This window comes from Spongiactinospora gelatinilytica (assembly GCF_003236385.1).
Lineage (GTDB): Bacteria > Actinomycetota > Actinomycetes > Streptosporangiales > Streptosporangiaceae > Spongiactinospora > Spongiactinospora gelatinilytica.
In genome coordinates this window covers 22,770-42,783 of record NZ_POUA01000017.1, presented here as the reverse complement: position 1 = coordinate 42,783, position 20,014 = coordinate 22,770, and the positions used below count along the sequence as shown (strand labels likewise).

Here is a 20,014-nt window from a genome sequence, read left to right as displayed (position 1 = left end):
CCCGCCCCACCCGCAGTCGAGGAAGAACCCCGGGCGTTCCTCCGCCTCACCCACCAGACCGGCCCCGTCGGGGGTCATGTCGATCAGGCCGGCCCACATGCGCAGGATGTTCACACCGCGTAGATCGGGAAACAGCCGGGCGATGACGGCGGCCGACTGGCGAAGGGCCGCATAGCTCGTCGTCAGTCTGGGGGTGCCCGTATGGCCGGTGGGCTCGGCGCCACCGACGAACTCCCCCCGGGAGGTCTGCATGATGTACGCCTGATCCTCGATCACCGAGATGATCGGGTCGAGAAAGGCGCGGTACGGCTCGGTGACGAACATCTCCAGCGCCAGCTTGCGGGTCGGGAGCGCGACGCCGGCCATCTCGGCCACCTCGGCCGAGCCCGACCCCGCGCAGTTGACGACGAGGTCCGTGGCGATCGTCCCGCGATTGGTGACGATCCGGTTCACACGCCCCCCGATCACCTGCATGCCGGTCACCGCCGTTTCCAGGTGTACGGCGACGCCGAGCCGGTCGGCCGCGTGCGCGTAGGCCCAGACGAGGGCGTCGTGCCGCGAGACACCGGCGGTCGGATCATGGATGCCGCCGAGCATCCCCTGGGTGTTCAGCTGGGGGACCGCCTCGGCGAGTTCCCTGGGCGAGACGAACCGGGTGGGAATGCCGAGCGAGTTCTGCATCGTCACCGCGTCTTTGGCGACGGCGATCGAACGCTCGTCGCGGATGCACAGATAGGAGCCGCGCTCGCTCAGCATGACGTTGTAGTCCAGCTCCACCGAGATCTGGCTCCAGATCTGCCGGCAGTACCAGATCAGCTCCGCCCACGCCCGTTGCTGCCACGAGCTACGGATGAGGGCGAGGTTACGCCCGCTCGCGCCCGCGCCGAGATAGGAGCGCTCGAACACCGCGATGTTCTTCCGCCCGGATTTCGCCAGGTTGTAGGCGAGCGAGAGCCCGTGTACGCCGCCACCGACGATCGCGATCTCGCAGTCGCGCAGCGGTCGCGCGGCCGGGAGGATCCTACGAGGCATCGAAGCCTCCCAGACCCGCCAGCAGCCCCAGCCGGACCGGGTGCGCCGGCGGGCGCAGCGTCGGGCGACGCAGCGACTCCGGATCGACGCCCGTCTTGTGCGCAAGCCGTTCGAGAATCGTGTCCATGCACGACTTTCCCTGGCAGGGCCCCATGAAGCCGGCCGTGTAGCGCTTGAGCGTCTCGGCGTCGGTGAAGCCTTCCTCGATCGCGCGGTCGAGGTCGTGCTCGGTGATGTCCAGGCACAGGCAGAGGATGATCTTGTCAGCCATGACTTCCTCCCTGGACGTCGCCGCCGCGCAGGGCGGCCAGCGCGCCGGCGATCAGCTCTGTTCCTCCCGCGACGCGCGCCGCGGCCCACGCTCCCGCCACCGCGCCCTCGGCGAAGGCCGTGCCGGGATCCGTCGTCCCGGTCACCGCGCCGACCCCCTGCAGCACCGGCAGCGGGGCGTGCTCCCATCCGGCGGGGTCGATACGGGTCGCGCGCTGTCCGTCCACCACCGCGTCGCCGCTGCTGGTCGCGCTGTAACGCAGTTCGTCGGCTCGCTGCCAGCCACCGCTCATCCCGACCACGTCACACCTGATCGTTCGCCGGCCACCGGCGGTTTCCACCACCACGCCGGTGATCCGGCGCCTGCCGCGCACGCGGGTGACTCGCGCCCCGGTCAGCACTTCGATGTCCGGCGGCGGATCCGCGATCGGTCCAGGCCCGTCCGGGCGGCTGTCCACGATGGCCCGCACGCCGAGCCCGGCCCGATGGAGGTCGCCGGCCAGGCGGTACGCGGTGTCGTTCTCCGTCACCAGCACGGCCTGGGCGCCGGTGAGCACCCGATCCTCCAGCACGAGCCGGTGCAGGCCACTGGTCAGCAGGACGCCCGGCCGATCGTTGCCGGCGAAGGCCACGGCTCGCTCGTACGCGCCGGTCGCCAGCACGCTCGCGGCGGCGGTCACTTCGACGACCCGGTCGCCCCGATCGACCAGGTACTGTTCACCGAACCCGGCGACCACCGTCGCCGGCGCGATCACCGTCACGTTCGCGGCGGTGCGTACCAGGTCGATGGCCTGGCGCAACTCCGCGCTCGCGGCACCGTCGGACACCGCGGGCGCGGCGGAGCCGCCGAGGCGGGCCCGCCGTCCGGCCAGCACCACGTGGAGCCCGGCCTTGGCCGCCGTGGCGGCGGCACCGAGGCCCGCGGGGCCGGCGCCGACCACGAGCAGATCGGCGCGAAGACGCTCAGCCGCGGGGATCTCGAAGGAAGCCGGAATCTCGGTCTCGGCGGCCAGCTCGCGCAGCCGGCCCTCCCACAACCGCCAGGCCAGGTTCTGCCGCTTGAACCAGCGGTACTGGAAGCCCACCGGGAAGAACCGCCCGAAGGCGCCGATCGAGCGATAGACGTCGAAACGCCTGCCCGTGGCCCCCTCGGTCGCCACCAGCATGCCCGGCCGCGCGGGGACGAGGCAGGAGCGGACATGCGGCACACCGTCCACCCGCACCAGACAGTTGGGGCAGTGACCGTGCGCGCAGTAGACACCGCGGGCGCGGCGGTACTTGGCGCTGCGGCTCAGTTCCGCCTGGCCGCCGGCCAGCAACGCCGCGGCCACCGACTGCCCCGGCGCGGCCTTGATCTTCTTGCCGTTGAAGGAGAACTCGATCTGATCGCGCCTGCTCATCGCTGCGCCCTCCGCCGCGCGGCGCGCAGATCCCGCGTGGCGGCCTGATCGACGACACCGGCGCTGTCAAGGACCACACCGTACGACGTCGCCGCCTTCCGCACGCTCAGCAGACCGGCGACCACATCGGCGGAGACCCGCTCGACCTCCCGGTCGAACGGGTGACCGTATCCGCCGCCGCCGGACAGCCAGGTGGTGACGACATCGCCGTGGTCGAGCTGGTAAGTGCCCTTTGAACCCAGCACCACGGGATCCGCGCCGCCGGCGTTGAGGACCGTCCGGCCGACGGCGCCGGCCTCGCCGCCCAGGATTCCGGGCGGCGCGAACCGCTGCCGGTCGGTGAGGTTCGAGAACGTCATGCTCTCGCCGAGCACGGTGACGTCCTTGCGAACGCCGTGGCCGCCGCGGTTGCGGCCGGCTCCCGCCGAGTCGGGGATCAGCTCCAGCCGCTCGACGCGCACCGGGTAGGAGTTCTCGTTGACCTCCACCGGAATGGCGTCGATGTTGAACGCGCTGGGGGCGGCCTCCATGCCATCGGAGGCCGGCCGGCCGCCGAAACCGCCGATGATGATGTCGTAGTGCACGAAGCGGCGCCCGGTTCTCGGGTCGAAGCCGCCGAGATTGGGGTTGGCCCAGTGCGAACTGGGCGCGATGACCCGGTCGGGCAACACCTCGGAGAACGCCTGCATGAGCACGTCGACGAAGCGTTGCTGCATGATCGCTCGTGCCCCGGAGCCGGCCGGCGGCTGAGCGTTCACCACCGATCCGGGTTCGGCCACGTAGTTGATCGGCCGCAGGCAACCGCCGTTCTGCGGTATGGTCCCACCGCTGGTGATGCATTTGACGGTGTAGTAGCAGAACGCGCGGACATAGGTGAGCACCGCGTTGATCCCTGACCGGGTCTGCGGGCTCGACCCGGTGAAGTCGATGGTCACCGAGCTCCCGTCCACGGTGACGGTGACCTCGATCCGCAGCGGCTCGGTCCCCGGACCGTAGTCGTCGAAGTAGTCGACCGCGTGGTAGGTGCCGTCGGGCATCTCGCTGATCGCGGCCCGCATCGCCGTCTCCGACCGGTCGAGGATCTCCGTGCAGGCCGCGTCGTAACGATCCATCCCGTACTTGCCGATCAAGCCCGCGAGCCGCTGCTCCACGATCCGGTTGCAGTTGCGCATCGCCATGAGGTCACCGAGCAGCTTGTCCGGAACCCGGACGTTCGCTTCGATGATGCGCAGGATCTCCTTGTTCGGCTGTCCCTCGCTCCACACCCGGGTCGGCCACAGGCGCAACCCCTCCTGAAACTGATCGTTGATCCCCTCGACCTGCTGCGATCCGGGCGCGGCGCCGCCGACGTCGATCATGTGCGTGCAGTTGACGGCGTAGCCGACGATCGTGCCGTCGACGAAACAGGGGCTGAGCATGAAGAAGTCAGGTAGATGCCCGGAGCCCATCCAGGGATCGTTCAGGATGAGACAGTCGCCGGGGCGCAGATCCTCGGCGTCGTAGTACCGCAGGAAGTTCGTGACGGCGGATGGCATGGACCCGAGGTGCCCGGGGCTGAAGTCTCCCTGGACGATCATCCGTTCGTGCCGGTCGAACAGGCCGACCGAGAAGTCGCGGCCTTCGCGGACCGCCTCCGAGTACGCTGTCCGGCGCAGCACGGTACCGGCGTCATTGGTCAGGGCGACCATGCCGCGCCACATCACACCGAGCGTGAGCGGGTCCATGTCAGTCCCTTCCTGTCGTGGTGCCCGTGGTCGGGTCGCCCGCCGCGGGGGCGGAGTTTCTACCGATGCGGGCGAGTACGTTGCGGTGGCCGTCGACGGTAGCCGTGTCACCGGGCAGCAGCAGAATCGCGCACTGGCCGTCCTCGATGACCGCGGGGCCTTCGACCTGTGTGCCGGTGGGCAGCTCATCTCGCCGGTGCACCGCGCACCGCACATAGCCGGACAGCTCGGGAAAGTACACGTGGCGGCTCTCGTCCCTGCCCCTGGTCTCGGTCGCGGCGTTGGGCGGAAGCTCGAAAGCGGCGGGTGCGGCGCTGCCGGCGACCGTGATGGACGTGATCTGTGCCTGCGCGTCCGGATAGCGATAGCCGTACATCGCGGCGTAGTCCGTGTCGAAGCGCTCCCGCAGGGCGCCGGCCAGTTCGCCGGTGGGGCAACGCGGAATCTCGACCTCGACGACGTGACCTTGGCCCGCGTACTGCATGTCCGCCCGGTACGTGATGGACCGTTCCGCCCCGGGGGTCACGTTGTCCAGAAGCTGGTTCACAGCGGCGTCCAGCTCGGCCAGTTCGGATCCCAGCCGGGCCGTCCCCGGCTCGTCCAGAGGCGACACGAAGGTGCGGATCAGGTCCACCCTGGGCGCGGCCTGCAGGAGACCGACGGCGGAGGCGATGCCGGCCGCCGCGGGGAAGATCACCTCACCGATGCCGAGGTTGCGAGCCAGCCGCGCGGCGTGGGTCGGGCCCGCACCGCCCAAGGCCACGAGGGTCAGATCCCGAGGGTCACGGCCCCGCTCGATCGACACGGCGCGGATGGCGTGCTCCATGTTCGCGGTGACCGCCTCGTGAACGCCCCACGCGGCTTCCCCCGCGTCGAGACCGAGCGGTGCTCCGACCTGGGCGGCGATCGCCTCGCGAGCACCATCGACGTCCAAACTCATCCGGCCGCCGAGAAAGAAGTCCGGGTTCAGGTATCCGAGCACGACGTTGGCGTCGGTCACGGTCGGCCGTGTTCCGCCACGTCCGTAGCAGATCGGGCCGGGCTCGGCCCCCGCGCTTTCCGGCCCTACCTCGATGATCCCCAGCCCGACCCGGGCGATGCTGCCGCCGCCGGCGCCGATCTCGATGAGGTCGACCGACGGGGTCACCACGGGGAGTCCGGTGCCCACGCGCATCAAGGTCTGATCCACGTCGAAGACGCGCTCCATCTTCGGCTCGCCATCCTCGATGAGACATGCCTTGGCGGTGGTCCCGCCCATGTCGAAGGCGACGAGGTCACCGCGCCCGTGCGCCCGCCCGATCCACGCGGCCATCGACACCCCCGCCGCCGGGCCCGACTCAAGGGCCCGGATCGGCAGGTGGACGACCTCGGCCGGCGTCGTCAGGCCGCCGTTGCCCTGGTTGATGAAGATCTGGCCGGTGAAGCCGCGCTCGGCCAGCGCCCGCTCCAAGGAATCGAGATAGCGCCGGAACGCGGGCTGGATATAGGCGTTGACCACTGTCGTGCTGGTGCGCTCGTACTCGCCGGTGATCGGCGCCACCTCGTGCGAGAGCGACGTCGACGCCTCGGGGAGGAGTTCAGAGACGAGCTTGCCGACCCGCGTCTCGTGATCGTTGGCCGCGTAGGAATGCAGCAGGGAAACCGCGACCGCTTCGATGCCGGCGGCGCGCAGCTCCTCCAGCGAGCTTCGCAGATCGGTCTCGTCCAGCTCTCGGACGACGGTCCCGTCATAGGCCATGCGCTCGCGGACCGGCACCACAAGATGTCGTGGAATGAGCGGTTCATGCTTGTCGAACCACAGGTCGTAGGTGCTGTACCGGGCCGGCCGCTGCATGATCAGCAGATCGCGGAACCCGTCCGTGACCAGCAGCGCCGTCACGGCGCCCTTGCGCTCGATCACGATGTTCGCCCCGATCGTCGTCCCGTGCACGACCTGGCCGACCTCGTCCATCGAGCCGCCGACCAGCCCGAGCAGGTCATCGATCCCCGCCAGGGCGCCGACCGACGGGTCCGTGTTCGTGGACAGCCGCTTCCAGACATGCAGTTCGCCGGTCTGGCTGTCGTGCAGCGCGAAGTCGGTGAACGTGCCGCCGATGTCGAAGCCGATGCGGTACCGCTTACGCGCGCCCGCCGATGCCTCATGGCTCTCCGGAGTCAACGATTGCCACCTTCCCCAGTCAATTCCGCGATCAACCATCGTGCGGCGCTCTCGGGCGTACGGTGCCCGGCGGCGACCGCTTCGAGCGCCGCACGGCCTTCGTCGCCGCCGTGCAGCAGCCGCTCAATGCGTACGCGCAGCCCGTCCGTCGCGAGGCGGACGATCTCGCGTTGGGCCGCGGTCTGCCGGCCCGCGCTTCGCCGGCCGTGCTCTCGGCTCCGATGCCCGGCGATGACATCGGCCAGCTCGGCGATCCCGTCGCCGGTCAGGGCGTTGGTCTTCACGATCGGCGCAGTCCGCGCGCGGAACCTCGCCGTGCGCCTCAGCTCTCTGACCAGGTCGTCCGCCCGCGGGTGGTCGGCCTTGTTGACCACGAGGACGTCCGGGATCTCCATCAGCCCGGCTTTGATCGCCTGGAGCGTGTCGCCGGCGCCGGGCATGAGGACGACCACGGTGGTATCGGCCTGACCGGCGATGTCCACCTCGGCCTGGCCGATCCCGACGGTCTCGATCAGCACGTGCGAGTAGCCGGCGGCATCGGCCAGCAGCGCCGCCGGGCGGACCGCCGCCGCCAGGCCGCCGAGGGAGCCGCGGCTGGCCAGTGAACGGATGAACACCGCCTCGTCGAGGAAGTGGTCGGCCAGGCGAATCCGGTCACCCAGCAGAGCGCCGCCGGTGAAAGGGGACGTGGGATCGACCGACAGCACGGCGACCCGGTCGTCCCGTGTCCGAAGTTCACGCACGAGCGCGCCGACCAGCGTCGACTTGCCGACTCCCGGCGGGCCGGTGATGCCGGTGATCGCGGCCGTACCGGCGTGCGCACTCGCCTGGACGACCAGCTTCTCTCCGGCCGGGTCGCCGCGCTCGACGAGGGAGATCGCGCGCGCCAACGCGCGGGGTTCACCGGCGAGTAATGTGCGCAGCAGCGTCATGGCTGCCGCGTCTCGTCGACGCCGTCGAGGAACGCGGCGACGCGGATCGGGTCGAAAGGCAACGCGCGCGGCTGATCCCCCAGGATGTCGCGAAGCGCGGCACCGATCGCGGCGGCCGGAATGATGACCGGCGCCTCGCCGATGCCCTTCGCGCCGCGCGGACCGCTTGGTCCCGGATGCCCCGCGACGAAAACGGTTTCGATCTGCCGGGGAATGTCGGCGATGGTGGGCAGCCGGTAGTCGACGAGGTCGGCATTGCGGACGGTACCGTCCGCACCGACGTCGAGCACCTCGCTCAGCGCGTAACCCAGACCCTGCACGACCCCTCCCTCCACCTGCCCACGGGCACCGTCGGGATTGAGCACCGTCCCGATCTCGTGTACTGCCAGGTAACGCAGCACCTCGATGCGGCCGGTCTCCGGATCGAGCTCGATCTCGGCGGCATGGCAGTGAAAGGTGGCTTCGTTGAACGCGTCGAAGCGCATGCCGTCGAGAATCGAGCCCTCCAGCGGAATGGGCGCACCGCGGAACCGCCCGGTGCCGACGACCGGGCCGGTCCGGTTGATCGCGCCCACCACCAGGTCGGCGATTGCCACCGACGCCTGTGGCAGGCCGCGGACGCTGACCCGCCCATCGGCGAGCACAAGATCCTCTGGTGCGGCTTCGAGTTGCTCGGCCGCCTCATCGCGCAACTGCCCGGCGACCGCCTCCGCCGCCATGAGCGCCGCGTTGCCGACGCCGAAGAGGGTGCGGCTGCCCTTCGAGCCGGAGTCGTAGGGGCCCACATCGGTGCTGCCCGAGCGTACGGTGACCCGTTCGAGGGGCAGGCCGAGTGTGTCCGCGACGAGGGCGGCGACTCCGACGACGACGGCACCGGTGCCGATCTCCGTTCCTCCGGTGGTCACGGTCGCGGTGCCGTCCTCGTTCATGGTGACCGTCGCGCCGGCGGGGGCGCCCGAGGTCAGCCACCACGCGCACGCGAGGCCGTAGCCACGGCGGCGTCCGCGGCCGGCGGCCGGCTCGTCGCGGCGCCACTCCTCCAGCCGCCGCGCGGCGAGCTCCAGGCACTCGCCCATGGTGACGTCGGGCAGCAGCTCTCCGGACGGCCCGCGATCGCCGGAACGCAGCAGGTTGCGCCGTCGGATCTCCGTCGGGCTGAGCCCGGCGGCGGCGGCGATCTCGTTCATGTGCGTCTCGACGGCGTATACCATCTGCGGTCCGGACGGGCCGCGAAAGGACCCGGTGGGGCAGGTGTTCGTGGCCACCGGAACGGCCGTGAGGTCGATCGCGTCCACCCGGTAGGGCCCCGTGCCCATGAGCGCGGCGATCGAGGCGATCATCGGGGTGTCGAAGGCATAGGCGCCGGAGTCGAGATAAACCACCGCGCGACGCGCGAGGATCCGGCCCGAACGGTCGACGGCGCTGGTCAGCTCCACGATCGAGTTCTCTCGCGGATTACCGGCCCGCATGTCCTCCGCGCGGGAGCAGACCACCCGCACCGGCCGGCCCGTGGCCAGGCATGTCACCGCCGCCAGGGGGGCGAGTCCGAGATGGAGTTTTCCACCGAATCCGCCGCCGAGCGCCGGCACCCGTACGGAGATCTTCGACATCGGCAGATCCAGCAGCGCCGCGAGTCCCTGACGGACCACGAAGGGCGCCTGCGAGGCGGTGGTCACCGCGATCCCGCCCGCGCCGTCCGGTTCGGCGAGGGTGGCCCGCGGCTCGATGTAGCCCTGGTGCACGCGATGCGACTCGATGCGGGTGGTCACCACGAAAGGCGCGTCCAGCATGCACGCGTCCACGTCGCCCCGGCGGACCCGCGCCGCCTCTCGGCGGTTCGGCTGCCCCTCGTGTACCGGCCAAGCGTCCTCGCGCAGCGCGTCGGCCATCGTCACCGAGGCCGGCAGCGGGTCGAGGCGCAACTCGACCAGCTCCGCCGCCTGGTTCGCCGCCGCCTTGCTCTCGGCCGCGATCAGCGCGATCGGCTCGCCCGCGAACCGTACGACGTCACGGGCCAGCACGGGCTGATCACGTATCACCGTTCCCCACCGCCGGTCCGGGAGGTCAGCGGCGGTCAGGATCCGCACCACTCCGGGGACGTCCGCCGCCCGAGCGGTATCGACGCCCAGAATGCGCGCCGACGCGAGCGGCGATCGCACCACCGCGCAGTGCAGCAGACCATCGGGCTGGAAGTCCTCGGTATAGCGGGCGCTTCCATCGACTTTGGCGGCTGAATCGGAGCGGTGCAGCGCCGAACCCAGCAGTGTCATGCCGGCTCCCGCTGGTCCGCGACCCGTCGCGCCGCGGCTTCCACGGCCCTCACGATCGGCAGGTAGCCCGTGCAACGGCACAGGTTGCCGCTCAATGCGGTCTCGATGTCGGCGCGGTCAGGCGTGGGATTCGATCTGACCAGGCTGGTCGCCATGACGAGCACACCCGGCGTGCAGATTCCGCACTGTACCGCGCCCGCCGCGACGAGCTCTTCGGCGAGTATCCGCCCAGCGTCGTCCTGCGACACTCGCTCCACGGTCTCGACCTCGCGCGCGACGCACTCGACCGCGTAGACGAGACAGGAGTTGACCGGCCGTCCGTCCAGCAACACGGTGCACGCGCCGCAGTCACCGGTGCCGCATCCGAGCTTGGTTCCGGTCAAGCGGAGGTCCTCGCGCAGCACATCGATCAGCAAACGCTCGTCGAACCGGCCGACCTGGCGGTCCTCTCCGTTGCAGCGGAACCGGGTCATGCCATCGAACTCTCCGACGCCAGGCAACACGCCCCCCCGTCCCTTCCGTGACAGCATCCGCCGCAGCAGATCGAACAGTCTATAGACTATAATCTTGGACATTAGGCGTCGCTCCAAACCAAAGTCAATGGGTGGGAGCGACCCGGAGCCGCCGGCTACTGCGCGTCGTCGAGCGGGAAGCCCTTCGTGAAGGCGTCGAGCGTGCGACTGAGATCTTCTTTGAGCACGGCCTCGCAGGTGGAACCGTCACCTGCGCGAACGGCATCGAGCAGCGATCGGTGGTTCGCCAGGGTGTCTTCCATGCTGACCTTGGGCATTCGGTACGCGACCCGGGCATAGCGCTCCGTCGCGACCCGCAGGTTCATGATGCGGCGAACGAGCGACTCGCGGTTGGTCGCGCGGTAGTGCAGCCGGTGGAATTGATGATCGGCCTCATAGAAGCGGTCGAAGTCGGCCGCCCTGGCCGCGTGCTCCATCTCGGTCAGCAGCTCCGCCATCTGCTCGACGCCTTCGCGGGCGATGCGCTCGGCCCCGAGTCGTGCCGCGAAGCCCTCGATGCCGATCCGCATGAGATAGAGCTCTTCGTACTCCTCGACGGTCAACGGGGAGACCTGCGCGCCGCGGAACGCGTCGTTCTGAATGAGGCCCTCGCTCGTCAGAAGCTGGATCGCCTCTCTGGCGGGCGTCTGGCTCACTCCGAGCCGCTCAGCCACCTCCTGTGGAGTCAACTTGGTGCCGGGCGGCAGCCGCCCGCTCACGATCCCGCGCCGCAGTTCTTCCGCGACCACGTCGCGAGCGGTGAGCCGACGGCGCCGCACTGACTCCCGCGGCGTGAACTCGGGCAAACTCATGCTCTCCCCAAGGTGGGCTTGCTTGCCGGATGTGAACCTTGCATGCTTAGCTCTATATTTTACAGACTATGGCAGGAGGGTGATGATCACCACCCCGCGCCCGCCCGGACCGACCTTAGCCATTTCCCTGCCGTTGACGTATCGCTGGGCGATGAGGAGCGCCTGGACCACGGCACTGTGCGCGCCTACTTCGCCGAGCGGGTGATCCCTCGCGTCGGCGGCCGGTTCGCTGGAGCGACCGTTCCCCGCGGACCTCGCGGCCACGTTTCCGCACCGGGCTCACCGTCGATCTGCGCGATCCGCCGACGGAGCTCGGAGGAACAGAAGAACACCCGGCCACGCCGGACCCGCGAGCCTGCGTCTCGGCCGCATTCGACCACGGCGCCGACCGTGCTCGGTACGGCGGGCCGATCGCGTCTTTTCCGCCCGCTCAACAGAAACTCGCCGCCATGGCACTCGAAGTCAGCCGCGCCACCCTTCTCGCTCACCACCTCGGACGGATGAAGGACTCCTGCCGGCCACGCCCCGGCAACATCGGCCTGGGCGAACCCGCCGACGCGGGCGGCGTCGACGCGAGGCCGGCCCTTGGGGCCACGAGGCCACGGCCGACATCCACGCGCCCGTCGTCGACGCGAAACCCGCGGACATCGACGCGTTTCGCCGAACCGCCTTCCCGATAGGTGATCTCGCCTGTGCGCGGGCAGTCGGCGAGACCTCTCGCCATTGACTATGGAATATAAAAAGTATTATACATCGATCGACAGAACCATCCCCGGAGGTGGGGAAGATGCTGTGGAAAGCGGGCAAGGAGCGACCCAAGGAAGATCCTGCTGTGCGTGCCGAGCAGGGCTTGGTCGTCAGCGGGATCGAGGTCGGCTACCACCGGGGCCCAGCCATTCTGCGCGACCTGTCGCTCACGGTGGGAGCAGGCGAGATCTTCGCGGTGGTCGGTCGCAACGGGGCGGGCAAGACCACGTTGCTGCGCGCGCTGTCGGGCCTGTTGCCCTGCAGGCGAGGGAGTGTGCGTTTGCAGGGGCGGGATTTCACCGGCCTGTCCGCCGAACGAGTCGCCCGCAGTGGAATCGCCCATGTTCCGGCTGGACGACGGGTGATCCCCGGAATGACGGCACTGGACAACTTGAAACTCGGCGGATATCAGCATTCCCGTACCGCCCTGGCGTCGGCGTTGGACGACGTTCTTGCCATGCTGCCCGCCCTCGCGACCTGGGGCGCGCGTCGGGCGGGAACCCTCAGCGGCGGTGAACAGCAACTGCTCGCGATAGGCCGGGCGCTCATGTCACGGCCGGTGGCGCTGCTGCTGGACGAGCCGTTGACGGGGTTGTCACCCGCCTACCAGCAGGACGTACTCGAGGAAATGTCCAAGATCGCGAAAGGCGGCACCGCGATTCTTCTCGTCGAGCAGAACGTCCGCAAGAGCCTGCGCACGGCGGATCGAGGAATGGTTCTCGACGAGGGGCGAGGAGTGCTGACCGGAGCCGCCGCCGAACTGCTGGCCGCGGATCGACTTCGAGACGGCTATCTCGGTGTGGGCGACGCCCGGCAGGCGTGACGCCGGCGGGGATGGTCATGACGACCCGCCGGCGCGGCGACGACCAACGATGTGGGGTTCGGTGATGGCCGCCGGCCCGAGGCTCAGAAAATCGGAAGTGAAAGATGAGAACCACGCACGGCCATGACCCAGCCCGCAGGGTCACGACGCTGATAGCCGGAGGTGCTGTCACCGCCCTCGCCCTGACCGGATGCGGCAGCGGCACCGAGGCGGCGGAAGACGCTCCGATCACGGTGGGAATAGCGGCGCCTTACTCCGGTGACGCGGCCTATTATGGCGAATGGCTTGACGACGCATGGGAGCTCGCCTTCGGTGAGCTCGGCCGCGAAGCCGGCGGCAGACCGATCGCGCTCGCCAAGTCCGATGCCAAATGCGAGCCGTCCGCCGCGGTCGCCGCCACCCGCACGGTCCTCGCCAAGAACCCCATCGCTGTGATCACCGTCTGTTCCGGTGACACCCGAGCGGCGATACCGCTCACCCAAGCCAAGAAAGTGTCCATCGTGTCCGGCAGCTTCGATCCGTCGCTGACCGCGGAGGGCAACAAGTACATCTTCCGCGTGCAAACTCACGACGGGCTGACCAACAAGATCTACGCAAAGTGGATTCACGATAAGTCGGACAAGAAGGGCAAGGTCGGTGTCATCACCGACACGACCCCTTACGGGCTGGCCAACAACAAGACGATCACAGCCGGCTTCGCCGACCTCGGCGTCACCCCGGCGGTGAATTCGACCTATGAGTACGCCGCCACCGACTACGCCGGGCAGTTGCTCGCGCTGAAACGCGCCGGTATCGGTGTGGCCTACATGGAGGGCTACGACCTACAGGCCGCACGCCTGGCCAAACAGGCCTATCAGCTCGGCCTGGACGCCAAGCTCTACTTCCCGACGACCGCCTCCAGCGACACCTTTTTGAAGACCGTCGGCCCCGAGCTCGCGAACAAGATCACCTACTCGACTCCGTTCCTCCCCGAATGGTCGGACGCGGCACGAGGCTTCAGCAAGAAATGGGAGGACCGCTTCGGCTACCCGCCGAACGCGGACTGCGCATCCTTCTACACCATGGCCGTCACCATGTTGAGCACCTTGCGTAGCAACCCGGGGGCAGGACGATCCGCGGAGGCGTTCAACGCCGCCTACCGGAAGGTTAAGATCCCCGACCTGCCGATGGGTGACTTCGCCTTCGACGAGAAGGGCGACCCGGTCAACCCGCTCGTCCTCACCGGGACCTGGGAGAACGGAAAGCGCAAGCTCGTCGACGTCCTGCTTCCCGAAGACGCCGAATGACCGTGGTCTCGTTGCGGCGGCATGACATCCGGGCAGGTCGATGATGGCGATCTTCGGACAGACGATCATCAGTGCGGTCGCGGCGGGTGCGATCTACGCCCTCATCGCGGTGGGCTTCTCACTGATCTACCAGACGACGAAACTGGTCAACTTCGCGCACGGCAGCATCGCGATCCTGGCCCCGTACGTGTCCTACAGCCTCCTGAAGCTCGGCCTGGCCATGCCCGTCGCGGTGCTCGGCGGCGTGCTCGCCGCGGCGGCGTTCGCCTTTGTGATGGACCGGGTGGTCCTCGCGCCGCTCCGTACCCGCCACATCAGTGTGCCGATCTTGGCCACGGTCGCCGTCGCGATCGTGATCGAGGCCGTGACCAGCCTCGTCTGGGGAAGTCAGCCGCTCTACCTCGAAAGCCTCGCCTCCGACGAGCCCTGGCGGATCTCCGGTCTGTCGATCACACCGAACCAGGTCGTCATCGTCGGGATCACCGGGGCGGTCGTGCTGCCGTTGCTGTGGATCATCGCCACGACCAAGGTGGGAAGGGCGATGCGCGGCTGCGCACAGGACCCCGAGGTGGTCACCCTGTTCGGGGTCAGCCCGGCTCGGATGTACCTGTTGTCGTTCGTGCTCGGCGGAGTCCTGGCCGGTCTCGCCGGCGTGCTGATCGCACCGGTCACCGGGCTCAAGCCCACAGGCGGTCTGGAACTCAGCACCATCGGGTTCAGCGCCGCCGTTCTCGGCGGCCTCGGCAGTCTGCCCGGCGCGCTCGTCGGCGGCTTCCTGATCGCGCTGCTCATCAACATGACCCAGGTCTATCTCAGCGCCGGGTACGGTCTCGGCGTCGCCTACCTCGTCATGGCCCTCGTGCTGCTGGTTCGAGTACGAGGACTGTTCGGCGATGACATCGAGGCGGTGCGGCAGGTATGAGCTCGATTACTCGATCGGCCGCCTACCGCGGCTGGCGGCGGCGGGCCCAGGGGCTTCAGCCGGTGCGCGGCCCGTTGGGCTTCGCGGTGACAGCGGCCGTCTTCATGGTCGCGTTGAGCGGCGCGCCTGACACCACCCTGATGACCATCTCGCTCGCCTGTGTGTACGCGATCGCGGCACTCGGCCTCACCGTGGTGTTCGGACTCGCCGGCATGCTGTCGCTGGCACAGGCCGCGATCATGGCCGTGGGCGGTTACACCGTCGCGCTGATCGCCCTGGACACGATCGGCCTCCTGCCCGCGCTGCTGCTGGCCGTTGTGGCAGGCGCGGCCGTTTCAGGGCTCAGCGGTGTCGTAGGTGCGCGGACCAAGTCACACTACTTCGCGCTGGCGACACTCGCCCTGGCCGAGGGCGTGCGGCTGGTACTCGTCAACGAGAGTTCGGTCACCGGTGGTTCCAACGGCCACCCCGTCGCCCTGGTCTCGCTGTTGGGCCTACAGCTGGCCGACCCGCGATACTTCATCCTGCTGGCGGTTCCGCTGGTCGCCGGGTGCGCGTACCTGGTGCACTGCCTGCGGAAATCCAGATTCGGCCTGTCACTCAAGGCGGCGGCGGCAGACGAGTACATGGCCAAGGCCGCGGGCGTCGCCATCGACAGGAGCCGGACTCTGGCCACGATCGTCTCCGGGGGCCTCGCCGGTCTCGCCGGTGCGCTGCTGGCCATTCTGAACGGGTATGTGGGCCCGCAGGATTTCGGTCTCGGCGCGGCGGTCCTGCTGCTGTTGATCGTGGTGTTCGGCGGGGCGTCGTCGAGCATGGGAACAGTGGTCGCGGCGGTGGTGCTCACCTATGCCTCGCGCGGCATGCTCGATCTCGCCGAGGCGAGCGGCCTGGTGTACGGACTGGCCACGTTGCTGTTGCTGTTGCTGCTGCCCGGTGGCGTGGCGGGTGTCGGGAAAGCCGTGGCCGGCAGGCTGGGCGGCCGAATTCGCCGCGCTCGTACCAGGCAGGAGGAGGCATAGTGCTGGAAATCACGCGACTCAATGTTCGTTTCGGCGGTGCCCACGTGCTCCGAGACGTCTCCGTCGCGGTCACCCGCGGCCAGATCCACGGGCTGATCGGACCGAACGGGTCCGGCAAGACCACACTGCTGAACGCGATCAGTGGATTCGTCGACTGCACGGGAACGATCACACTGGACGGCAGGCGGTTGAACGGGCTGGCGGCCCACCGGAGGGTGGGCAAAGGACTCGGACGCACCTTCCAAAATCCAAAGGCCCCCGACGACATGACCGTCGCCGATCTGCTCAGGCTGGGCGAGCACCAGATCAGGACCCTACAGTGGCACACGGTGGCGTTCCGGCCGTGGAAGGCCGCGCATCAGCGGCACATGTTCGCCCAGCGTTGTGAACAGGCACTGACTTCGCTCGGCCTCAGCCCCGATCTGCTGGAGCGAGAACTCGGTACGATCGCGAGCGGCGACCTGAAGATGATCGACATCGCCCGGGCGCTGATGGTGCGCCCTCGCCTGCTCGTCCTGGATGAGCCGACATCTGGTATGAACGACCACGAGATCGAGGTCCTGCGCACCCGGCTGGAGTGGCTGCGCGAATCCGGGCTGACGGTGCTGATCGTCGAGCACAACGTGCGGGTCGTAACGGACATCTGTGACCGCATAACCGTGCTCAGCGGCGGTGGAATCCTCGCGGAAGGGCCGCCGCGGGAAGTCTTCCAGCGGCCTGATGTCATCGACGCGTACCTCGGCGAGGACGAGGGGAGATCACCGGAGTCACCCCCGGCGTCGCTTGAGAAGACCAGATAGGAAGATCACATCCTGTCCCTGAACCTTTTTCGACCGGTCGTTCGGCCCAGGTCAGAGGGCGCTCCGGCGGCCTCGGACCGGATTCAGTGGTGCCCCGGCGGGGCGCCTGGTCGATCGCATCAGGATCGGCCGGACTCCGCGAGCAGGTGTACGACACCGGCCGGGTTCTTGATCCAGTGGGTTCTGGAATCGAGGTTCTCCAGGGGTTCGACCTCGTCGCACGGGTGGATACCGATGTCGGCCAGTTCGCTCGCTGCCGCGTCCAGGTCGTCGGTGTGGAGCTGTAGCCACAGGTCGGGCCGGCTGTAGTTGTCGACACAGTCCAGCCACAGCGTGTTGGGTCCGAACCGGACCGAATGGGTTCTGGAGACGGTCGGAGCGTAGGAGACGTCGTCTTCTTTGACGTCGAAGCCCAGGGTGTCGCGGTAGAAGGCCACGGTGGCCTCGTACTGTGCCTTGGGGATCTTCATGGCGATGTTCAGGCCGGCCGTGAATTCAGGCTTGCTCATGGTGGGTGACTCCTCGGTTCGTGTCGGTGGCGTCCAGTACGTCTTCCAGCGCGGCCAGCCGGTCGTCCCACCTGTTGGCGAGTCTGCCCAGCCACACCTGGGCGGTGCGAATGGCGGCTGGTTCCAACCGGTAGGGATGGCGGCGGCCGGCCGGTTCGCCGGAGCTGATGAGGCCCGCTTCGGCGAGCTGGCCCAGGTGCTTGGCGACCGCCTGGCGGCTGATCGGCAGCCGTCGCGCGAGATCGGTGACGGTCGCGGGTCCGGCGCGGGCGAGTTCCTCCAGCAGCGCCCGCCGCGTTGGATCGGTGAGCGCCGCGAACACCGCCACGGCCTGCTCGTCCACGTCAGGCGGTCGCATCGAGGTAGTTCTCCAGGTCACCGAGTTCCATGTCCCACCCCTGACTGTTGGCCTTGTGGGCAGACCGGGCCACGTCGCCGGCGGCCTGGCCGAACCCGCTCTCCACCAGGCGCAGCCGAGTGCCGTCCGGCACCGGTTCCAGGGTGAAGTCCACAAGCGTCCGGGGTGCGTCATCCTCCGGCAGGCCCTCGATCGCCCACCTGAACGCGAACCGGTGCGGTGGGTCGACCACCACGATGGTGGCGGCGGATTCCTGGTCGAGGTCGTTCCAACGGAAGAACGCGCGCCCACCGGGCCGCAGATCGATCTCCGCCACCGAGCCGAACCACCGCGAGAGCCCTTCGGCCGTGGTCAGCGCCGCCCACACCCGCTCGATGGGGTGCCGCAGCACCACGACGCGTTCGATCGCGTCCGAAACCATGCTCGCACTCTCCTTCGCACCCTTTAGGTTGCCTTCAATAGGAACCTACAGGTTGCCATCGCCGCCTCGCAAGCCTGGAGGATGCCCTGCCGGCAGATCTCGAACGCCTTTGCCGACCTGGTCGTCCCAGCGCAGACTGTTCAGCAGTGACGCGAATGTGTCAGACCGAGGTGCCGACGCCGTGTTGGAGGCGTGCGATGCCGTGGGAGGCGGCTGCGGTGGCGACCTCGGCGGTGCTCAGACCGTGGATGCGCAGGAGGCCGGGCAGGGGATGCTCTACCCGGACCCGCCCGCCGTCAGCCCGGCCGCGAACAGGCCGGTCTGCGGGGAGCGGACCAGCACGGTGGCCGGGCCGTCTCCAGCCATGTGCTCGGCGAGATCGAGCACATGGCCGACCACGTGGTGGTGATCCGCGACGGGCGGCTGGTCACCACCGGGCCCATCACCGGCCTGTACGCATCTGCACGCCGCCGACGTCCCGCCGGGCCCCGCTCGTCGTACTGCTGGGCGGCTGGCTGACGTGGACGATCAAGGTGGGCCAGGCCGGTCACCGGCTGCCCGCTCTGCCCGGCGAGGAACAGGATGACTCCGGCGTCGCCCAGCGCGACGACGACCGCCACTGGTTCCTGGCCGGCGCCGTCTACATCAACCGCCGTGATTCGGCCCTCCTCGTCCACGCCCGCCTCGGCTCCTCCTCGTGGACCCTCAACCTCGGCCACCCGCTCGCCTGGCTCCTGCTCGGCGTCCTCGCCATCACCCTGATCGTGCTCGCGGGGCTGGCCTTGGCCGGGGTCGTCGATCTGCCGGAGAAGCACGGCCTCTTTCGACCATGTCCCGCGAGAAATAGCCGCGAATAGCCGCCAATAGCCGCCACAAGAGTGTCGGCGGTGCCCGCTAAGATCGCGTCCCGTGCTTTCGGGTAATTTATGGCGGTTTATTAGGGCTGGAGTAGTCGGCCTAATTCTTGCCGCGGCGGTCATGGGCCTGGTGCTCGGAGACGACTGGCTCTGGGTGGCCGTCGAATGGTCGCCGCCGGCATATGCGAACTTCTACGCGCCCGACGGGCTCGACTCCCTGACGACTGTGGCGCTGCTCGTGGCCGCTCTGGTGAAGGTCGCGTTCCTGTGGCTGATCCTTCGTGCCCCCGCGCCCGGACCGCTGGACCGCCGGGCGAAGGCGCTGCGCCGGCTGCTGTACCTGGCGGTGGCGTACTTGCTCGTGCTGTGGTTCCCGATCGCGCTGCTGCCGGGCGCGGTCCGCGCGGCGTTCTCGTTCGTGTTGTGGACCGCGATCTACGTCCTCTACCTGCTCGTCATCCGCTGGCGGTCCCGCGTGCTGCGCACGACGGCCGCAGCGATCTTCACTGTCGACCTGGCCGTGATGGCCAACGAACTGCTCGACCAGCTCGACCTCCTGGAGCTTGAGTGGGACGGCCTGGTCGAACTGGGCTTGGGGCTGAGCGGAGCCGCGGCGACGATCATCACGGTCGTCGGGCAGTGGCGCGACGGCCGGTGGAGCCGGGGCACGCTGATCGCCGGGTGGTCGTCGGTGGGCGTCCACATGCTGGTACTCCCGCTCAACATCTTCTTCGGCACGATCCCCAGCGGCAGCCTGGTGATAACGATCACGATGGACGCGGTGGGGCTCGTCAGCATCGTGTGGATGGCGGCGACCGCCCGTGAGATGTCCGGTGAGGACCGCCTGGCGGATCTTACGCCCGCGCGGCGGCGGGTGATCAGCGTCGGGGTGGCGACGCGGAGGAGGAGCACCTGGTCGTCGTGTTCCCGGGTGCGTCGAAGAAGCGGCTCAAGCTGAAGCCATGAGCGGTGCCGGGCGGCGCAGGAAAAGGGCATGGGTGTTCGCCCGAATTCAGCGTGCCTTGACGGGGTGATGGTCGCGGTGTTCCCCTCTTAAGTAAGTAGTCAGGGGGGAGGTGACCGAAATGACCATGGAGTGTGTGCACGAGGAGGGCCTCGTTCAGGAGTGGCACGGTAACGTCATCTGATGGTTTGGCCA

General features: G+C 68.7%; 20 protein-coding genes and 1 pseudogene. 8 read left to right on the top strand and 13 right to left on the bottom strand.

Annotated elements, in window-relative coordinates:
• From C1I98_RS04170 to C1I98_RS04120, 9 genes are all read right to left on the bottom strand, one after another.
• The coding region (locus tag C1I98_RS04170; RefSeq protein ID WP_111165733.1) for an NAD(P)/FAD-dependent oxidoreductase at positions 1-1,032 on the bottom strand (1,032 nt) is incomplete at its 3' end.
• The gene (locus C1I98_RS04165) at positions 1,022-1,303 is read right to left on the bottom strand and encodes a (2Fe-2S)-binding protein (RefSeq protein WP_111165732.1); all 282 of its coding nucleotides are present in this window, start codon (positions 1,301-1,303) and stop codon (positions 1,022-1,024) included. The genes C1I98_RS04165 and C1I98_RS04170, both read right to left, overlap by 11 nt.
• Complete coding sequence (locus tag C1I98_RS04160; protein WP_111165731.1) at positions 1,296-2,702, bottom strand: (2Fe-2S)-binding protein; 1,407 nt, start codon at positions 2,700-2,702, stop codon at positions 1,296-1,298. The genes C1I98_RS04165 and C1I98_RS04160 overlap by 8 nt, the downstream gene beginning before the upstream one ends.
• On the bottom strand, positions 2,699-4,426 hold the full coding sequence (locus C1I98_RS04155; protein WP_158557907.1) for a hydantoinase B/oxoprolinase family protein: 1,728 nt from the start codon (positions 4,424-4,426) through the stop codon (positions 2,699-2,701). The genes C1I98_RS04160 and C1I98_RS04155 overlap by 4 nt, the downstream gene beginning before the upstream one ends.
• 1 nt (position 4,427) lies before the next feature.
• Positions 4,428-6,584 (bottom strand): hydantoinase/oxoprolinase family protein, encoded by a 2,157-nt coding sequence (locus tag C1I98_RS40315; RefSeq protein ID WP_158557906.1) that lies wholly within the window; start codon positions 6,582-6,584, stop codon positions 4,428-4,430.
• Positions 6,581-7,516 (bottom strand): methylmalonyl Co-A mutase-associated GTPase MeaB, encoded by a 936-nt coding sequence (gene meaB, locus C1I98_RS04135; protein WP_111165727.1) that lies wholly within the window; start codon positions 7,514-7,516, stop codon positions 6,581-6,583. The genes C1I98_RS40315 and meaB overlap by 4 nt, the downstream gene beginning before the upstream one ends.
• A complete protein-coding gene (locus C1I98_RS04130) occupies positions 7,513-9,786 on the bottom strand; it encodes a xanthine dehydrogenase family protein molybdopterin-binding subunit (RefSeq protein WP_111165726.1) in 2,274 nt (757 codons plus the stop codon). Before C1I98_RS04130 ends, meaB begins: the two co-directional genes overlap by 4 nt.
• The gene (locus C1I98_RS04125; RefSeq protein WP_199536710.1) at positions 9,783-10,361 is read right to left on the bottom strand and encodes a (2Fe-2S)-binding protein; all 579 of its coding nucleotides are present in this window, start codon (positions 10,359-10,361) and stop codon (positions 9,783-9,785) included. The genes C1I98_RS04130 and C1I98_RS04125 overlap by 4 nt, the downstream gene beginning before the upstream one ends.
• A gap of 53 nt (positions 10,362-10,414) precedes the next feature.
• Complete coding sequence (locus C1I98_RS04120; RefSeq protein ID WP_111165724.1) at positions 10,415-11,110, bottom strand: GntR family transcriptional regulator; 696 nt, start codon at positions 11,108-11,110, stop codon at positions 10,415-10,417.
• Positions 11,111-11,400: 290 nt separating this feature from the next.
• On the opposite strand from C1I98_RS04120, the gene C1I98_RS45515 reads away from it, so the two are divergent.
• The 6 genes and pseudogenes from C1I98_RS45515 (at position 11,401) to C1I98_RS04085 (ending at position 16,710) form a co-directional block, all read left to right on the top strand.
• Complete coding sequence (locus C1I98_RS45515; RefSeq protein WP_111165722.1) at positions 11,401-11,790, top strand: acyl-CoA dehydrogenase family protein; 390 nt, start codon at positions 11,401-11,403, stop codon at positions 11,788-11,790.
• Positions 11,791-12,020: 230 nt separating this feature from the next.
• A pseudogene (locus tag C1I98_RS04105) lies at positions 12,021-12,680 on the top strand (ABC transporter ATP-binding protein); the annotation flags it as partial.
• A 104-nt stretch (positions 12,681-12,784) separates the two neighbouring features.
• Positions 12,785-13,966 carry a branched-chain amino acid ABC transporter substrate-binding protein gene (locus tag C1I98_RS04100; RefSeq protein WP_111165721.1) on the top strand — a complete coding sequence of 394 codons (1,182 nt, stop codon included), beginning with the start codon at positions 12,785-12,787 and terminating at the stop codon, positions 13,964-13,966.
• Between the two features lie 43 nt (positions 13,967-14,009).
• The gene (locus C1I98_RS04095) at positions 14,010-14,888 is read left to right on the top strand and encodes a branched-chain amino acid ABC transporter permease (RefSeq protein ID WP_158557905.1); all 879 of its coding nucleotides are present in this window, start codon (positions 14,010-14,012) and stop codon (positions 14,886-14,888) included.
• Positions 14,885-15,910, top strand: a complete 1,026-nt coding sequence (locus tag C1I98_RS04090) for a branched-chain amino acid ABC transporter permease (protein WP_111165719.1) — start codon at positions 14,885-14,887, stop codon at positions 15,908-15,910. Before C1I98_RS04095 ends, C1I98_RS04090 begins: the two co-directional genes overlap by 4 nt.
• Positions 15,910-16,710, top strand: a complete 801-nt coding sequence (locus tag C1I98_RS04085; RefSeq protein WP_158557904.1) for an ABC transporter ATP-binding protein — start codon at positions 15,910-15,912, stop codon at positions 16,708-16,710. Before C1I98_RS04090 ends, C1I98_RS04085 begins: the two co-directional genes overlap by 1 nt.
• Before the next feature lie 119 nt (positions 16,711-16,829).
• Here C1I98_RS04085 and C1I98_RS04080 read toward each other — a convergent pair whose 3' ends face one another.
• The 4 genes from C1I98_RS04080 to C1I98_RS44895 form a co-directional block, all read right to left on the bottom strand.
• Positions 16,830-17,219, bottom strand: coding sequence for a VOC family protein (locus tag C1I98_RS04080; protein WP_111165718.1), 390 nt, complete (start codon positions 17,217-17,219; stop codon positions 16,830-16,832).
• On the bottom strand, positions 17,206-17,577 hold the full coding sequence (locus C1I98_RS04075) for an ArsR/SmtB family transcription factor (protein WP_111165717.1): 372 nt from the start codon (positions 17,575-17,577) through the stop codon (positions 17,206-17,208). Before C1I98_RS04075 ends, C1I98_RS04080 begins: the two co-directional genes overlap by 14 nt.
• The gene (locus C1I98_RS04070; protein ID WP_111165716.1) at positions 17,564-17,998 is read right to left on the bottom strand and encodes an SRPBCC domain-containing protein; all 435 of its coding nucleotides are present in this window, start codon (positions 17,996-17,998) and stop codon (positions 17,564-17,566) included. Before C1I98_RS04070 ends, C1I98_RS04075 begins: the two co-directional genes overlap by 14 nt.
• Before the next feature lie 276 nt (positions 17,999-18,274).
• Positions 18,275-18,397 carry a hypothetical protein gene (locus C1I98_RS44895; RefSeq protein ID WP_267898014.1) on the bottom strand — a complete coding sequence of 41 codons (123 nt, stop codon included), beginning with the start codon at positions 18,395-18,397 and terminating at the stop codon, positions 18,275-18,277.
• Positions 18,398-18,531: 134 nt separating this feature from the next.
• On the opposite strand from C1I98_RS44895, the gene C1I98_RS04065 reads away from it, so the two are divergent.
• A complete protein-coding gene (locus C1I98_RS04065) occupies positions 18,532-18,855 on the top strand; it encodes a hypothetical protein (RefSeq protein ID WP_111165715.1) in 324 nt (107 codons plus the stop codon).
• Between the two features lie 121 nt (positions 18,856-18,976).
• Positions 18,977-19,813: a hypothetical protein gene (locus C1I98_RS04060; RefSeq protein ID WP_111165714.1), complete on the top strand. Its 837-nt coding sequence runs from the start codon at positions 18,977-18,979 to the stop codon at positions 19,811-19,813.
• Positions 19,814-20,014 lie beyond the last annotated feature (201 nt).